The sequence below is a fragment of the Acinetobacter lwoffii genome (genome assembly GCF_015602705.1).
Taxonomy (GTDB): domain Bacteria; phylum Pseudomonadota; class Gammaproteobacteria; order Pseudomonadales; family Moraxellaceae; genus Acinetobacter; species Acinetobacter lwoffii_E.
Genome location: NZ_CP059081.1, coordinates 920510 through 937286 on the forward strand (window position 1 = coordinate 920510; position 16777 = coordinate 937286).

At 42.3% G+C, this 16777-nt stretch carries 15 protein-coding genes; 9 read left to right on the forward strand and 6 right to left on the reverse strand.

Going from position 1 to position 16777, the window contains the following annotated elements; genetic code table 11:
- Positions 1 to 188: 188 nt before the first annotated feature.
- Positions 189 to 572, forward strand: coding sequence for a hypothetical protein (locus H0S56_RS04390; protein ID WP_195725744.1), 384 nt, complete (start codon positions 189 to 191; stop codon positions 570 to 572).
- Between the two features lie 209 nt (positions 573 to 781).
- Here the strand turns inward: H0S56_RS04390 and H0S56_RS04395 are convergent, their stop codons facing one another.
- Positions 782 to 1276 (reverse strand): Lrp/AsnC family transcriptional regulator, encoded by a 495-nt coding sequence (locus H0S56_RS04395; protein WP_004645712.1) that lies wholly within the window; start codon positions 1274 to 1276, stop codon positions 782 to 784.
- Positions 1277 to 1388: 112 nt separating this feature from the next.
- Between H0S56_RS04395 and H0S56_RS04400 the strand changes: the two genes are divergently transcribed.
- The 6 genes from H0S56_RS04400 (at position 1389) to H0S56_RS04425 (ending at position 8857) form a co-directional block, all read left to right on the forward strand.
- Positions 1389 to 1994, forward strand: a complete 606-nt coding sequence (locus H0S56_RS04400; protein WP_005252483.1) for a LysE family translocator — start codon at positions 1389 to 1391, stop codon at positions 1992 to 1994.
- A gap of 524 nt (positions 1995 to 2518) precedes the next feature.
- Entirely contained in the window at positions 2519 to 3271 is a 753-nt protein-coding gene (locus H0S56_RS04405; protein WP_004731799.1) for an electron transfer flavoprotein subunit beta/FixA family protein, read from the forward strand.
- Positions 3272 to 3289: 18 nt separating this feature from the next.
- Positions 3290 to 4222, forward strand: coding sequence for an FAD-binding protein (locus H0S56_RS04410; protein WP_004280494.1), 933 nt, complete (start codon positions 3290 to 3292; stop codon positions 4220 to 4222).
- A gap of 179 nt (positions 4223 to 4401) precedes the next feature.
- Positions 4402 to 5061, forward strand: a complete 660-nt coding sequence (locus H0S56_RS04415; protein WP_195725745.1) for a hypothetical protein — start codon at positions 4402 to 4404, stop codon at positions 5059 to 5061.
- Between the two features lie 320 nt (positions 5062 to 5381).
- Positions 5382 to 8363, forward strand: a complete 2982-nt coding sequence (gene gyrA, locus H0S56_RS04420) for a DNA gyrase subunit A (protein ID WP_195725746.1) — start codon at positions 5382 to 5384, stop codon at positions 8361 to 8363.
- A 68-nt stretch (positions 8364 to 8431) separates the two neighbouring features.
- The gene (locus H0S56_RS04425; protein ID WP_195725747.1) at positions 8432 to 8857 is read left to right on the forward strand and encodes a DUF3887 domain-containing protein; all 426 of its coding nucleotides are present in this window, start codon (positions 8432 to 8434) and stop codon (positions 8855 to 8857) included.
- 27 nt (positions 8858 to 8884) lie between these two features.
- On the opposite strand, the gene H0S56_RS04430 is transcribed toward H0S56_RS04425, so the two are convergent.
- From H0S56_RS04430 to H0S56_RS04445, 4 genes are read right to left on the reverse strand one after another with little or no spacing between them, the layout of a single operon-like run.
- A complete protein-coding gene (locus H0S56_RS04430; RefSeq protein ID WP_195725748.1) occupies positions 8885 to 9985 on the reverse strand; it encodes an ABC transporter permease in 1101 nt (366 codons plus the stop codon).
- The gene (locus H0S56_RS04435; RefSeq protein ID WP_195725749.1) at positions 9982 to 11112 is read right to left on the reverse strand and encodes an ABC transporter permease; all 1131 of its coding nucleotides are present in this window, start codon (positions 11110 to 11112) and stop codon (positions 9982 to 9984) included. Before H0S56_RS04435 ends, H0S56_RS04430 begins: the two co-directional genes overlap by 4 nt.
- Positions 11112 to 12242, reverse strand: coding sequence for an HlyD family secretion protein (locus H0S56_RS04440; protein ID WP_195725750.1), 1131 nt, complete (start codon positions 12240 to 12242; stop codon positions 11112 to 11114). Before H0S56_RS04440 ends, H0S56_RS04435 begins: the two co-directional genes overlap by 1 nt.
- Positions 12243 to 12253: 11 nt before the next feature.
- On the reverse strand, positions 12254 to 13735 hold the full coding sequence (locus tag H0S56_RS04445) for a TolC family protein (RefSeq protein ID WP_195725751.1): 1482 nt from the start codon (positions 13733 to 13735) through the stop codon (positions 12254 to 12256).
- Positions 13736 to 14095: 360 nt separating this feature from the next.
- On the opposite strand from H0S56_RS04445, the gene serC reads away from it, so the two are divergent.
- Together serC and H0S56_RS14410 are read left to right on the forward strand one after the other, a co-directional pair.
- On the forward strand, positions 14096 to 15175 hold the full coding sequence (serC, locus tag H0S56_RS04450) for a 3-phosphoserine/phosphohydroxythreonine transaminase (RefSeq protein ID WP_195725752.1): 1080 nt from the start codon (positions 14096 to 14098) through the stop codon (positions 15173 to 15175).
- Between the two features lie 39 nt (positions 15176 to 15214).
- Positions 15215 to 15346, forward strand: coding sequence for a hypothetical protein (locus H0S56_RS14410; RefSeq protein ID WP_005103875.1), 132 nt, complete (start codon positions 15215 to 15217; stop codon positions 15344 to 15346).
- A gap of 410 nt (positions 15347 to 15756) precedes the next feature.
- Here H0S56_RS14410 and H0S56_RS04455 read toward each other — a convergent pair whose 3' ends face one another.
- The gene (locus H0S56_RS04455; RefSeq protein WP_195725753.1) at positions 15757 to 16689 is read right to left on the reverse strand and encodes a hypothetical protein; all 933 of its coding nucleotides are present in this window, start codon (positions 16687 to 16689) and stop codon (positions 15757 to 15759) included.
- Positions 16690 to 16777: the final 88 nt, after the last annotated feature.

A 16777-nucleotide genomic window follows, 5' to 3' on the forward strand; every position in this document is an offset into this window, starting at 1 on the left:
TTTTTGGCACAAAACTTTCATATATAAACCTTAAAATGGAATTGAACTGAACACTGGCGTTCGGGTAAGCATTTCACTATTGTCTTATTCGTTAAATGCGCCATTTCAGGTATAACAATAAATAGTATTTAATATTTAAAATGAATATTGCTGAGTAACATCTCAGTATTTGACCGATGGGAGGTGACATGGACACACTGGTAATTGCAGATATAGAGCAAAAATATGCACAGTTAAGTGAAGCTCAAAAAGAAATGTTTGCAGGTTATGGTTTGCGACAAATCAAGCATTTTGTGGACATTAGCTTACCCAATCTTGAAGCGACCTTACCTGAAGGCGCCATCATTCAAGGGATTAATGCCGATGGAAAAGTTCAGGCCTTTAATGCGGCGACTAGGCAATACTATTTATGGATTTCTGATTTGCAATGGCAATTGTCGAATCGTGCGACCCAGGCAGTGGATTTAAAAGAAGATGCGATTGCGATTTGGCAAATTTTTGAATTGGCAGACTATGAGCTGGTAGATTTAAGCCATGTACATCGTGATTTTTTAGCACAAGAAGCTGAGTAAATTCTGAAGTATTCACACAGCATAAAAATAAGATTCAGTCCTGTGGTTTGGCTTTGTTCAAGAGGAAAAGGTTGGCTTCTATAGGCAACCTTTTCCTTATGGTAGAGCTTGCCATCTATACGCTTATAGCACAGGTTATGGTTTAAGCAAGCTACGATTATGCAAATCTTAGATTAAGAACATAGCGTCGTTGTCTAAAATCAGTTTGCCTATAAATCTTCTAAAGGCAGCTGGAAACTCTGTTTAATAATCTGGCTGGGTAAATCCGTTTTGACACTGGTAATGCCATTTTTTTTGGTCAAATGGGTCGACTGGAATTTCCGGTAACTTTCCAGATCAGGCACCACGACTTTCAGCATCGCATCACTTTCCCCCAAAATAATGTAGCACTCCATCACTTGCGGCAATTCTTTCATCGCCTCAATAAAGGTATCAATGGTTTCAGCATCCTGACCGACCAGCCAGATGCGCGAAAATAAAATCAGCTGAAAACCAATTTTTTGTTGGTCGACAATAGTCGTGTAATTCTGAATGACGCCTGCATCTTCCAGTAATTTTACCCGGCGTAAACAGGACGAAGGTGAAAGTCCGATTTCACGTGCCAGATCATTATTCTGAATACGGCCATTGGCTTGTAAATGTCGAATGATATTTTTATCAATTCGATCAAGTTTTACCCGCACAGACTTGGTGGATATTTTCATAAATTAGAATAATATTCGAAAAATAATACTTATTATAAAATAAATTGAAAGCCAATTTTGTAAAAAATCGCAGATACTTATTTCACTTTCTGGAGTTTGAAAGGAAAAGGAAATGTCTGTATTTGTACTCTTTGCACTGACCGTGCTTCCCCTGATTTTTACGCCTGGACCCGATATGTTATTTATCCTGTCTCAAGTGATGGGTAAAGATGCAAAAGCAGGCATGATGGCAACCTTAGGGGTGTGTTGCGGTTATCTGGTGCATTCGATCCTTGTGGCACTCGGGATTGCGGCTATTATTGTCTCTTTTCCGGTGCTGTTTGAAACGATTCGCTGGCTCGGGATTGCTTATCTGCTGTATCTGGCCTTTGGTTTGCTCAAATCGGTATTCAGTAAAAACGCGCTGAACATTGAGAAAAAGACCTCAGCCAATCCGATTAAAAAAGGTTTTTTTACCGCACTGTTAAATCCGAAAGGCATGTTGATTTATTTTGCGATTTTGCCGCAGTTTATTGATAAATCGGCCAATACTGTCAGTCAAGGTTTGATTCTGTCCTTTATTTTTATCAGTCTGATTTTTGTGGTGTATTGTGGCTTAAGTATTTTATTCAGCAAAATCAGCCAGAAAACCCAAATGGATGAACGTAAACAAAAATGGGTGGATGGAACTTCTGGTGGTTTACTGGCACTTGCCGCAAGCTGGTTAATCATTAATTAATCTGGCTGCAAAAAAGCATACTCTTCGCAGTATGCTTTTTTTTATAATTGCGAAGATTTGAAATTAAATATTCACTTTGTCGGCGTAGAATTCAATGCGCTGGTTTATTATTTGGTCAATTTGTCTTTATATTAGGTTTAATTCGCTCTCAAAAAGAGTTCTGTCCAAAATGACAAAAGCTGACATACGTATATTCCGGCTGTTTTGCTTCAAGCTGCTTTAAATCAGTTTAAATTAAATGTCATCAATCAAAACTTCTGATGTGATTAATCAGATAAAAAAATAATATAAATCAATGGTTAAATTTTAAGTAAATATTGATACATTTCATTGTAATAAAACGATAACAATTAATTGTGAACGCATCGTTCAGGGAAAATTACGCATTTTTACAGCTCTTTGTTGAATTGTGACTTGACCGAAATGCCGTACACATTGCAAGATAGGGCACCTAAAAAAATTTAAGTGAAGAGTTACACTAACTTTTCTCAACATTTACATTTGCTAAAACAGCCGAGGATTACATGAAGGCTCTTGTTGCTGTAAAACGTGTGGTTGATGCCAACGTTAAAGTTCGTGTTAAACCGGACAACAGTGGTGTTGACTTAACTAACGTTAAAATGTCAATTAATCCATTCTGTGAAATCGCAGTGGAAGAAGCGGTTCGTTTAAAAGAAAAAGGAACTGTTTCAGAAATCATTGTTGTTTCTATTGGTCCTAAAGAAGCCCAAGAACAGATCCGTTCTGCAATGGCGCTTGGTGCTGACCGCGGTATTCTGGTTGAAGCTGATGACAGCCAACTGGGTGCGCTGGAAATCGCTAAAATTCTGAAAGGCGTTGTTGACGCTGAACAACCACAATTGATCCTTCTGGGTAAGCAAGCAATTGATGATGACTCGAATCAGGTTGGTCAGATGCTTGGTGCTCTAATGGGTGCAGGTCAAGGTACATTCGCTTCTGAAGTGAAAGTAGATGGCGACAAAGTACAAGTAACACGTGAAGTAGACGGCGGTTTACAAACTGTTGAGTTGACACTTCCAGCAATCATTACTACTGACTTGCGTTTGAACGAGCCACGTTATGCGGCACTTCCAAACATCATGAAAGCGCGTAAAAAACCGCTGGATACCAAGTCACCTGCAGATTTCGGTGTAAACCCTGCAACTAAACTGAAGACAGTGAAAGTTGAATCACCTGCAGAGCGTAAAGCTGGCGTACAAGTGAAGTCTGTAGACGAGCTTGTAGAAAAATTGAAAAACGAAGCGAAAGTGATCTAATACAGAAGGATAAAAATCATGAGTATTTTAGTTATCGCTGAGCACGACAACAAAGCATTAAACGCTGCTACTTTAAACGTTGTTGCTGCGGCGCAAAAAATCGGTGGTGATATCACTGTATTGGTTGCTGGTTCTGGCGCTCAGGCAGTTGCTGACCAGGCGGCTAAAGTTGCGGGCGTAAGCAAAGTATTACTTGCTGATGACGCTGCCTATGCAAACCAATTGGCTGAAAACGTGGCTAAACTTGTTGCTGAATTAGGTAAAGGCTATACACATATCCTTGCTGCTTCTACAACAACTGGTAAAAACATTTTACCACGTGCAGCTGCGCTTCTTGACGTAAGCATGATTACTGACATCATCGCGGTAGATGGTCCTAAGACTTTCAAACGTCCGATCTATGCAGGTAATGCAATTGCGACTGTAGAATCAGGCGAAAACATCGTATTGGCGACTGTTCGTGGTACGGCATTTGATGCTGTAGCTGCTGAGGGCGGTTCTGCTGCTGTTGAAGCTGCTGCGTCTACGGGTGATGCGGGTATTTCTAAGTTTATCAATGAAGAAATCGTAAAATCTGAACGTCCTGAACTGACAGCTGCGCGTATTGTGGTTTCTGGTGGTCGTGGTGTTGGTTCTGGTGAGAACTATCACAAAATCCTTGATCCATTGGCTGACAAGCTTGGTGCTGCTCAAGGTGCATCACGTGCTGCGGTAGATGCCGGCTTCGTACCAAACGATATGCAAGTTGGTCAAACGGGTAAAATCGTTGCACCTGATCTGTATATCGCTGTAGGTATCTCTGGTGCGATTCAGCATTTGGCAGGTATGAAAGAATCTAAAGTGATCGTTGCGATCAACAAAGACGAAGAAGCGCCAATCAATGCAGTCGCTGACTACTGGTTAGTCGGTGACCTGAACACTGTTATTCCTGAATTGGTTTCTAAAATCTAATTCCTGAACACAGTTTAAAAGACGCTCTTGCGCAGGCAGTGAAAGCAATGCTTTACTGTTTTGTCCAAGGGCGTTTTTTTATGCAAAAATTTTAAAAATACTCGACAGTCGAAACTAGAGTATTTCATTTGCATGAAAAGTGATAAAATCCCGGTTTGCTTTTTCTCCTGTTTTTAATCATGTCCTTTTCCAAAGCCGCCCATATCCTGTTCATTAGTTTTCTGCTGATTGCGCTTTATCTGGGTATTTGTATTCATACTGCCCTGAATGCACCAGCTTCGGTAACTCAGTATTTATTTAGTGAATCAGGCGCTTTTGAAGTCATGAGCCCATGGTTATGGTACTTGCTGGCAGTGCTGTGTTTGCTTAATGTTGAAATCAAACTCAATACCCGAGTCTTTACGGCTATAGCAGCGACATTGTTGGGATTACGGGAAATGGATTTTCATAAGCAGGTGTTTGAAATGAGTTTTATCAAAACTAATTTCTATCGCAGTGCTGAAATTCCGCTCATGGATAAGCTGCTCGGATTTATTTTATTGCTCGGCATTATTTTTGTCTTTCTGGTATTGGCGAAAAAATTGGTTCAAACTATACGAAGCATGAAAGATTCTTTGAATATTGCACATTTTTTTATCTTCCTCACCATTGCCTGTGGCGGACTAAGCAAGGTGCTGGATCGCACGACCTCAACCCTGAAAGATGAATTCGGCATCCAGTTGGTGCCGCATACTCAAATCATGATTATGACCATTGAGGAAGGGGTAGAAATGTTATTGCCAGTTTTATTGATTGTGGCTGTGCTGAGCTATCGTAAAGTACTGAACCAGGCACAATAAAAATATAGAAAAAACGATGAAGATGCGCCAGTTGATTGGCGCATTTTGTTTTTGTAGTACTGTATTTCTCAAAATTTGAGGTATTGAAAAATCCTGTCTGGATGCGCTAATTTTCGGTTTTCAAATAACAAGAAAATGATCACTAAAATGAAGATAATTAACAAGGTTAAGCTGATTATTTCGACACAAAAATACAAGTGTTTATGCTATAATTTAGGGCTGTATTTTAGTTTTTAACTCAGTCGTTTGAGTTAATGATTTTGCTAGTTTTACGACATATAAATACAAGCCAAAATTGGCTTGTAGAATAAGGAGTATGCATGAGCGTATCGGAAATTAGACCGATTGCCATTGAGGATGAACTTAAAAGCTCATATCTCGATTATGCGATGAGCGTGATTGTGTCACGTGCATTGCCCGATGTACGAGATGGTTTAAAACCTGTTCATCGTCGTGTGCTTTTCGCAATGCACGAATTAGGCAATGACTATAACAAAGCTTATAAAAAGTCTGCACGTGTAGTCGGTGACGTGATCGGTAAATATCACCCGCATGGTGATTCTGCCGTATATGAAACGATTGTACGTATGGCGCAAGATTTCAGCTTGCGTTACCAATTGGTTGATGGTCAAGGTAACTTCGGTTCGGTCGATGGCGATAGCGCAGCAGCCATGCGTTATACCGAAGTACGTATGCGTAAACTGACCCACGAACTGTTAGCGGATCTTGAAAAAGATACCGTCGAGTGGGAAGACAACTACGATGGCTCTGAGCGTATTCCTCAAGTCATGCCAACCCGTGTTCCGAACTTATTAATTAATGGTGTCACTGGTATTGCAGTCGGTATGGCGACCAATATGGCGCCGCATAACATGACTGAAGTTGTGAATGCGTGTCTGGCCTATGCCAATGATCCTCAAATCAGCATTGAAGGATTGATGGAACATATTTCTGGTCCGGATTTCCCGACAGGCGGCATCATTTACGGTAAATCAGGTATCGTCGATGCATACCGTACCGGTAAGGGCCGTTTGCATATCCGTGGTAAATACCATTTCGAAGAAGATCCGAAAAATGGCCGTACCACGATTGTCTTCACTGAAATTCCATATCAGGTCAATAAAGCAAAAACCATTGAGCGTATTGCTGAACTGGTCAAAGAGAAAAAACTGGAAGGCATTTCAGAGCTTCGTGACGAGTCTGACAAAGACGGTATGCGTATCGCGATTGACCTGAAGCGCGGTGAAAACGCTGAAGTGATCGTGAACAACCTGTTCCAGAACACGCAACTTGAAAACTCTTTCAGCATCAACATGGTTTGTCTGGACAATGGCCAACCAAAATTGATGAACCTGAAAGACATCATTGCGGCATTTATCCGTCACCGTCAGGAAGTGGTCACGCGTCGTACCATGTTCGAATTACGCAAAGCGCGTGAACGTGGGCATATCTTGGAAGGTTTAACCGTTGCCCTGGCGAATATTGATGCCATCATCGAAACCATTAAGAGTTCTGCGAATCCGGCTGAAGCGCGGGAGCGTTTGCAGGCAGGTGAATGGGCAGGTGGCGGTGTTTTGGCATTGCTAGAAAAAGCCGGTTCAGTTTCTGTTCGTCCGGATGAGATTGAAGGTGAAGACCCAAGTCGCCCGTTTGGTTTGGATGGCGAGATTTATCGTCTGTCTCCAACCCAGGTGAATGCAATTATGGAACTTCGCTTGCATCGTTTAACTGGTCTGGAACAAGACAAGTTACATGCTGAATATAGTGAAATCCTGTCACAAATTGCTGAACTGACTGCAATTTTGAATGACTTTAATCTGTTGATGAATGTCATTCGTGAAGAGCTGGCCTTGATTCTTCAGCAGTATGGCGATGCGCGTAAAACGTCGATTGTCGAGTCACGTATCGATTTCTCTCGTGAAGATCTGATTCCTGAAGAGCAAATGGTTCTGACGGTATCGAAATCAGGTTATGCGAAAACTCAACCATTGTCTGATTACGCTGCACAGCGTCGTGGTGGCCGTGGTAAGTCTGCGACCAGCATGAAAGAAGATGATTACATTCAACATCTGATTGTGACGTCAAGTCATGCGACAGTACTTTGCTTTACCAACGTTGGTAAGGTCTATCGTCTGAAAGTCTATGAAGTGCCGCAAGCATCACGTGGTGCCAAAGGTCGCCCAATGGTGAACTTGCTGCCACTGGATGAAAACGAGACTATTACCGCGATCTTGCCTGTCATTGACGCGCCGAAGAAATTTAAAGAACGTCTGGCTGACTTCAAGGCATTTGTAAAAGCCAATGCAGCGCAGTTGCAAGCCAATGAAGTGATCAATGCTCATTTTGCCGAGCTTGAAGCTGCCCTGACTGAATCTGAAGATGGTGCGGATGATATTTCTGATGCATTGCGTATTCAATTGAAACAGTTGGGCTTGGAGCTTTCTGCAACAGACCTTGATGATGACATTATCAATGACTTTGCTCAGCAGGCTGAAGCGGTACGTAAAAACTTCTATGTGTTTATGGCGACTGAATACGGTACGATTAAACGTGTAGAGCTTGAACAGTTCTCAAATGTTCGTTCAAACGGTTTACGTGCGATTGAGCTGAATGGCGATGATACCCTCATCGGTGTAGCGATTACTGATGGCGAACAGCAAATCATGTTGTTCTCGAACGAAGGTAAAGCCATTCGCTTCGCAGAGACTGATGTACGTTCAATGGGCCGTTCTGCCAAAGGTGTACGTGGTATGCGCGTGACTATTGGTGCAGCTGCACAGCTAGAAGAAAATGATGAAACTGAGATCGAGTCTGATGACGAAGATGGCTCAGATTCAGCATTGATTAGCCGAATCGTATCACTGGTTGTTGTACCTGAAACTGGCGAAGTACTGTGTGCATCTGAAAATGGTTATGGTAAACGTACTCCAGTAGACGACTTCCCGACCAAGAAACGTGGCGGTAAGGGCGTGATTGCGATCAAGACCTCTGAACGTAATGGTCAATTGGTGGGCGCTGTTGCCATCGATGCTTCTAAAGAACTGATGCTAATCTCTGATGGTGGTACGCTGGTTCGTACCCGTGCATCTGAAGTGGCGCAAACTGGTCGTAACGCACAGGGTGTTCGTCTGATCCGCTTAGGTAATGAGGAATTGCTGGTCGGTGTGGTTTCAATCGAAGCTGTTGAAGAAGACGAGTTTGTTGAAGCGATTGAAGGTGCAGAATCTTTAGTGGCTGAAATGGATGCAGTTGCTGAAACTGAGCAAGTTGCAAAAGATGGTGAAAATTCAGTAGAAGAATAAATTTTTTACTGATAAAAAGGGCGCTTCGGCGTCCTTTTTTATAAACCTTGACTGCATAAGGGTAAACGATGAAAACCAAATTAATGTTGTTGGCAGCAGCGGTCGCATTGAGTGGCTGTAATTCAATGGACAATATTCCGAATCCGAGTCCTGAACAGGAAAAGGCGGCACAGCTGGCTTATGAGGATTTGCGTGACGGGAAATATGAGGAATTTCTGGATCAGTTAGAGCCGCAGTTGCAAACCCAGTTTAAGGACAATGAAAAGCTGATGAAACGCTTTTCACGTTCAATTCCTCAAGGTGAATACAAGTCTAAGACTTTAATGACCAAAGAGATTGAAGAAGCAACTAATCAGCCTGGGCAATATAAGGTCAGCTATGAAATTGCCTATCCGGAGAATCTAGTTCAGTATGATGTGAGTTTTGATAAGCCGAATGGCAGCAACAAGATTCGTAATTTCAATATTCAGGTCTTTGGCGAATCGAGTAAATAAGTGGAATAGGGGCATTGCTATAATGCTCTATCTGCTTTGATGACTAGGAATTAAACGTCGATAAGCCAAGAAAAAGCACAAGCTACCGATCATTCCAAGATAGAGCAGCTTAGGCAAGATCAGTGTTGTAGGCACACCCATTTGATTGAGTTGAATAAACATCTGCACAATTTGGGTGGAAGGCAGGATTTCGCCAACGACTTGCATCCAGATGGGCATGGCAGCATGCGGCCAGGCCGCACCAGATAAAAAGAACAGTGGAATGGAAGTGAATACAATGACATGACCCGCACGTTCCGGCAGATCCAGAAAACTGGCGAATAGGCAGGTCATGCCAATTATCGTGTAGATAAAAACTGGAACAGCCAGTAGCATCCCGAGCAGGTTGCCACCGCGCGGATAATCAAATAGCCAGAAGCTAAAGCCGAATAAATAGAAACATCCCAGACAACCAATGGTGAAGACCGCTAAACACATCCCAATCAATGCATTTGTGTTTAATTCTATTTTTCTTTCCCGATATACCAAAATCAGCATACTCAAACCCAAAAGAATGGTTTGGTGGATAATTAAAGGTGCAACCGCAGGAAAGACATAGCTGCCATAGCCGGACAGCGGATTAAATAAAGGAATTTGATGCACAGAAAGAGCAGGTGAAAAATCCGAGACCTTGCTAAAGCGTTCAGTATAGTCTGCCAAAGTTTGCTCAACGGATGTGGCTAAGCCCAGACCAATTTGTTTGGTCACTAAAAAGTTGGCAGTGCTTAAATACAGTCCAATTCCGCCTGTTTCACCATGCCTTAAGCTTTGCGATAAATTGTCCGGTAGTAACAAGATACCATCGGCTTTTTGAGATTCAACCCATTGTTTGGCTTCGGCAAAATTGCCGGTAATCGCCTCAATTTCCACATTGGGGCTTTGTGCCACCTGACCAATAATACGGGTGCTTAAGTTACTTTGTTCTTCATCGACAATAATAATCGGTAAGGCTTCAGCCTGCTGTGCCTGATAAGCGGTTGGATAAAAAAAACTGTAAAACAAGACAGATAGAATCAGCGTGGTAAAGATTGTGCCGTGACTGACAATATCTTTAAAGCTTTGTAGATAGTAAAACCAAAGGGATTTCATGGTGTTGCTCCTTTGGCGATTTTTTTAAGAAACAGATAAGCCAGCAGAGCGTAGACTAGGGCATAGATCAGCAGCATGAATCCAGCTTGCAGTGAAATATGCAATGGACTACCAATCACCCATTGTTCAGTTTGTAATTTGGCATAGGGCGTGAACGGAATAATATTGGACCAAAACTGGGTGAATAGGGGCGCATTATTTAAAGGTAAAGTCACACCGGCAAAACTTAAAGATGAACCGCCATAGACCGCAATGATGCCAAAAGATTTACTTAAATCTTTGGTTGCCAGAACCACTGCACTGCTTAAAAATGCATAAGCGCTATATAGCAGAAATTGTGCCGATAGAATCAGAGCGAGCGAGCCGGCAACAAACCAGCCGCGAATTTCAATCAGCCAGAACATCCAGATCCAGGTCCATAGACTAAAAATAGCCACATAGACCAGGTTCTTAGACAGTAATGCCATCCAGATGGATGAGTTGCTAATCCAGCTTGTTAAGGTCTGCCGCTTCAGTTCCTGACCGACGGAAAATGCCATACAACAACACAGTAGTAAATGCAGAATTGCCGGAATGACATAGGGTTCCAGATAGAATTCATAATTCAGCTGCGGATTATACAGTGGCGATATTTTGATATGCGGTGACGGTGCTTCGAGAGAGGGCAGCCGGTTGCCCAGATATTGCTGTCCGCTAAATTCAGCGAGTGCTTGCAGGGTACTAACCAGCATGGCAGACGAAATGGTATTTCCGATACTGAAATAACTCTGGTTAAAGGCAATACTGATGTCAGCATCCTGGGCACGAACCAGACGTTGCTCGGCGCCGCTGGGAATATGGATATAACCCCAAATTTTATTTTGATTTAGCAGGCGCTCAATCTCAGCTGTTTGTTCCGACACCGTAGCAATTTTAAGAGTATGATTCAGCGCCATATGCTGATAAATGCTTTGACTCAGCGCACTCTGATCTTGATCAATAATCGCAATCGGTAAATGATCCGGTTTCCCTTGAGCAAACATGCTGCTGAATAAAATAATCACCACTGCAGGTGCCAGCGTGACCAGACACAGATCCCATTTTTCTCGGAGCAGATAGCGCAGTTCGCGCCATATACCCGTCCACATTATGGGGTCTCTTTCAGTTTAAATAATACGCTCATCCCGACTTTCAGTTCAGGAATCGCTGGTGCGGGTACAAGATGCAGCTTAAAACTTCGCACATCATAACCGCCGGTTTGGCGTGTGGTCTTAATGGTGGCAAATTCACCTTCAGCACTGATCTGCTTGATTTTAAAAGTGGCGGTTTTATCTAGGGCGGGAATATAACCTTCAATACTGCTCATTTTCTGAAACGGGGCATATTGGTCTTCACGAATATTCAGACTCACCCACATTTGATCTTCAATCAGGCTGACCACAGGGACTGCGGTGGCTACCAGCTCCGAGACTTTGCCATAGGTTTTAGACACCGTTCCGTTTACAGGTGCTACTAATTGGGTTTCTGCCTCTAATGCATTGGCTTCATTCAGCGCAGCCTGGGCAATATCTACTTGTGCATCGGCAGAACTCTTTTGCTGCGAGGTGCTGCCACGTTTGGCACGTGCGTATTGCTGATACGCTGCTTCTGTCATTTGTGCCGCTGATTGACTGGCTGCATACAATTCATCACGGCGCTGGCGTGAAATCACACCTTCCTTAAATAAATTTGCACCACGCTCATAAGAAACTTTGGCTAAATTTTGCTGTGCTTTCAGCGATTGCCAGTTGGCATACAGGCTCGCGATATTTTCTTCTTGCGAGCCACGTTCAGCAGTCGATTGTAAGGCCAGCGCAGATTGTAAAGCCGCTGCGGCTTGCTGTTTTTTGGCCTGAATTTCCGGGCTGTTTAAGCGCACCAGCACATCGCCTTTTTTGACCCGCTGACCTTCTTCTACATAGATTTCTTCAATACGGCTTGGCACTTTGGTCGCCACCTGAACCGTTTCAGCTTCTACACGACCCTGCAATTCCAGCGGAGCCGGTTGGTAGCTTTTCCATAATCCAAATGCGATGACTGCCAGCAGAACTGGAATCAGGGCGAGCAATAAATATTTTTTCTTTTTAGCGATTTCAGGAGCTTGTTGTTGCTCGGTCGAAGTCGTCGCGTTGTTTTCTATTTCAGTTTTTGTTTCTACCTGTTGCGCAGGCGATTTTTCTGTATCGCTGGATGAAGCCGCTTCATTCACAGGATCATTGGGTTTTTGATCTTCGTTCATGTTCGGCTCCATTAGCGAATATAGTGAGTGTTGGTATGTTGAATGTAGGTCGGAAATTCTGTAATCGAGCCATGGCTTTGTAATAGTGTGGCCAGTGACATCACATATTTGTAGGCATTCAAGGCAGTTTCGGCTCGTAGTCCACTCAGCACATTTTGTGCATCGATGACCTGTATGGCGGTGCCCATATCTTCTTTAAAGGACAATTCTTGTATGCGTAAATTTTCCTGTGCGGCTTTCAAGTTTTGTGCCAGAAGCGCATCACTTTGCTGTGCACTGAGTGCTTCGCTATAAGATTTATAAATCAGATTTTCAATTTCCTGCTGGGTGCGTGCAGTGAGCAGTTCTGTGGCAGAGCGTTTGAGTTCGGCAGCCTGAATATTTTTGTTTTTATCGATCCCGGAAAACAGGTTATAGCGTGCGGCAACCCCGACAATCCAGTTTTCATTTTGATCCAGACTATATTCGCCAAAAGCAAAAACATTTGGTTTTTTCGCTGCTTGCTGGGCTTTGACATTGGCTTGAGCCAATTGGGTATCCAGCTGCATTTTTTGAATTAGCGCAGAGTTCTGACTAAAGGTTTTCAGCAGATGATTTAAGGCCTGTGGCTCGGTTTTATTGACAAATAAAGGCGTCGAAAGTTCGGTGATGCCGCTTTCCTGAAGCAGATTATTCAGCTGGAACAGGGCTGCATTCAAATTGGCTTGCGTATTTTGCTGGCTGCGCTCGGCATTATTGCGTGCCACTTCAAATTGCATGCGTTGGCCTTTACTGATAAAACCTTGCTGTTCCATCTTTAAGGCATTGCGATAATGCTGCTGCATGGCATTCAGATTAAACAGCGCAGCTGCATGCAGTTGCTTTTGGAGCTGTACATTAAAATAACTTTGAATCAGTTCAAAACGCTGCGTATCTTGCTGCTGTTTGTTGCTGAGCTGACTACGACCGACCTGAATATTGGCAATTTCTTTGGCACTACGGGTGAGGCCTCCAGTATATATTGGCATAATCACGGAAACAGTGGGGCGAATCACCTGATCTTCAAGGATGACATTAGACGTATCCGGAATCAGACCAACTCCGCTATGAATAGTATTGTTAAGTCCATCACGCAGTGGATCGGTAATACCTGCAGGTAGATCCACGCCATTACTGGCCTCCCACTCATTAAGCCGGCCATTCACGCCTTGAGAGAGTGAATTCTCCAGATTATTTTTAAATTGCTTTAATGGAATATCGACTTCACTGTGAAAGGCATAGGCACGAACATTCAGGTCGACACGTGGCAGACCTACGCCTTTTACTGCTTCAGCTTCAAGTTTTGAAGCCTGTTCCAGACTTTGATAGGCTTGGCTGCTATAAGAATTTTGCAACAACTGACGTTCAGCATCCTGAAAGCTGATGCTCTGCGCATGAGCAAAGCTGCCATACATCATCGATACAAGCAGATTTAACCCCCAGACAAGCTGTCTTTTATTTTTCTTTAAGTTCATAAGGTCGCTAAACTGATTTAAAGCCGGTAATGTTATCCGGCTAGTATAAATCAAAGGTATGCAGATAGAACTAGTGTAAAGTTATAGTATTGTTTCTTGTACATCTGTATTTCAAATACTTATCGGCTATTTTTGATGGAATATCTAAAATTAAAAAATAGCTTAATTTTGAATATTTTCAATTGTTAGTGCAAAGATGATAAAAACAGCAGGCTAAAATACTGGTCAATTTATCTTGTGAATCTACATTGATTTTTTGACTCTATCTTGACTCATAGATTGAAATAATTTTGTGCAAGACCCTGCCAGATATGGTTAAATGCCATCATTTTATTGTGTTTCACTCTGAAAGGAAAAATCATGCGCGCGTACAACTTCTGTGCTGGTCCTGCTGCATTACCGACTGCCGTACTTGAAAAAGCTCAAGCTGAAATGCTTGACTGGCATGGCAAAGGTCTTTCGATCATGGAAATGAGCCACCGTAGTTCCGACTATGTTGCCATGGCTGAAAAAGCGGAAGCAGACCTGCGCAAACTCATGAATATTCCTGAGAATTACAAAGTATTGTTCTTGCAGGGTGGGGCATCACTACAGTTCTCGGCAATTCCATTGAACTTGCTTGGCAAAAACAACAAAGCAGACTATATCGATACCGGCATCTGGTCAGAAAAAGCTTTGAAAGAAGCGCAACGTTATGGCGATATCAATGTTGTAAAAGCAGGTGTCCAAATTGATGGCAAATATGCGATCAGTGCACAAAGCGAATGGAATCTTTCTGATGATGCAGCTTATGTGCATTATGCCGATAATGAAACCATTGGCGGTCTGCAATTTGCTTCAATTCCTGAAACAGATAAGCCATTAGTGTGCGATTATTCATCTAGTATTTTATCTGCGCCAGTAGATGTCTCTAAATTTGGTTTGATCTATGCGGGTGCGCAAAAGAATATCGGGCCTGCTGGTTTAACGCTGGTGATCATTCGTGAAGATTTACTTGATCAAGCTAAACCTGAAATTCCAAGCATCTTGAAATATTCAGATCAAGCGAAAAATGGCTCAATGGTTAACACACCATCAACTTATGCATGGTACTTGTCTGGTCTGGTGTTTGAGTGGTTGCTAGAAAATGGCGGTGTAGATGCCATGCACAAAGTGAACCTTGAGAAAGCTAACTTGCTTTATGGTTATATCGATCAAAGCGATTTTTATGCGAATCCGATTGCAAAAGCAAACCGTTCGATCATGAACGTACCATTTACTTTGGCCAATGCAGATCTTGAGAAACAGTTCCTGAAAGAAGCTGAAGCGCAGCATTTATTGAATCTTGCTGGTCACCGTTCGGTTGGCGGTATGCGCGCAAGTATTTATAATGCCGTGCCTTTAGAGGGCGTGCAGGCATTGGTGAACTTTATGGATGACTTTGCCAAACGCAATGGTTAATTCCTGAAACGAAAAAACCCAGCACAGGCTGGGTTTTTTATGAATACAATAATTTTAGAAAATAAAAGTATGCAGGATGAATCCGCAGATCAGCATCCCCAACATGAAAAAAAGGCAGGACATCATATCAATATTATAGCGGGAGCTAAGATGATGCTCGACCTGTTGTAATGTTTCTTCTTGCACGATTTTCATAGATATTTATTGTCCGATCTATTTATCGTTAATACTAATTTGTTGTGAGTATTTTTATCATAAAAAATTGATTAAATAAAGTACATTTTTGATTAAAGAGCATAAATTTTCATTTTATTTAAATATCAGATTTGCACGACATCAGATTATTTATATGAGAAATCAAATGCTTATTTTTACAAGGTTTTTAAGGTTATTTTAAATATTTAAAATGAATTCATTTGAATTTAAAAATGTGGATAACTTGGTTTTTCATGACTTTAAATAGATTATTAAGCCAGAAAATATGTATAAAAAATAATCAAAAATTAAAATGACAAATAAGGATATAGATGGATTAAAAGAAGATACCCATCAAAATGAATATCTTCTGTATATGTTTGAACTTAGGCCACTTTTCTATAAATATTGGCCTGAATCCACAAGTTGCCACGAATATACTGACCAATCTGGAAGTTTTTGTACTGGTCATTCCGCGTTGCAATCCGGATCAAGGTCGCAGGCTGGTCTTCATCATGAATCAGGGTGACATCATACAGGGTATAGTCCTGACCCATAAATTGCATGGTGGTTTTACCGACAATATTGCCCTGGAACCAGGCTTCATCTTCCTGACCCATGGTTTCGCCGTATAGATAAGCCACCATTTTAGAAAAATCTACGGTGACAGGTTCTTTATCTTCTTCGGACTGCGGCTGCCAGGCATCAATCTGTTCCTGCAAATTATCCGGCGCTACACCATTATTGGCAGCCAGAATATCGTTCAAGGCACGGTGGTGCTTGATCGAAGCCGGATCATCAACCACCAGATGCTCATGATCTGCAACCGCTTCAAGTTCATAGGCCCAGCCATTCAGATTTACCACATAGGACTGGTCTTTTTCATAATGCGGGTGATTGACGCTATACAGGCTATCGAAAGCGTAAATAATATTGTTAGCACCTAAATTTAGGCGCAATACAGCCTGAGTGTTGGATTTACAGCTAATAATCCGGTCAATCGTGGCTTTCACCTGATAAGGACTGTCAAAGCACGGAAATGCAGTTTTTACTGCTTGAGGTTTGTTGTTTTCGACGGCAATCACCTGACTCAACTGTACCGCAGCTTTACTCGGTCCCTGAATCAGCCAAGTCTCTGCATCCATATCACATTCTTGTGTACAAAGGCCCATCGGCATGATTGGTTCATCAAGAGCTTTGCCTAACCACTGTGGAACATCTGTGCCAGGGTTGTCGGTGAGCAAGGTCCAATGTTCGACATGACTACCGAAATTTTGATCATCAATGGTGATGATCTCTGGGCTATTCTGATTTTTCATATGCACAATTGATCTTGGATGATGTATTTATAGTTAATCGAGGGTCATTGCGATTTTTCAAGTCAATCGAATGAATTTTAAAATTAAA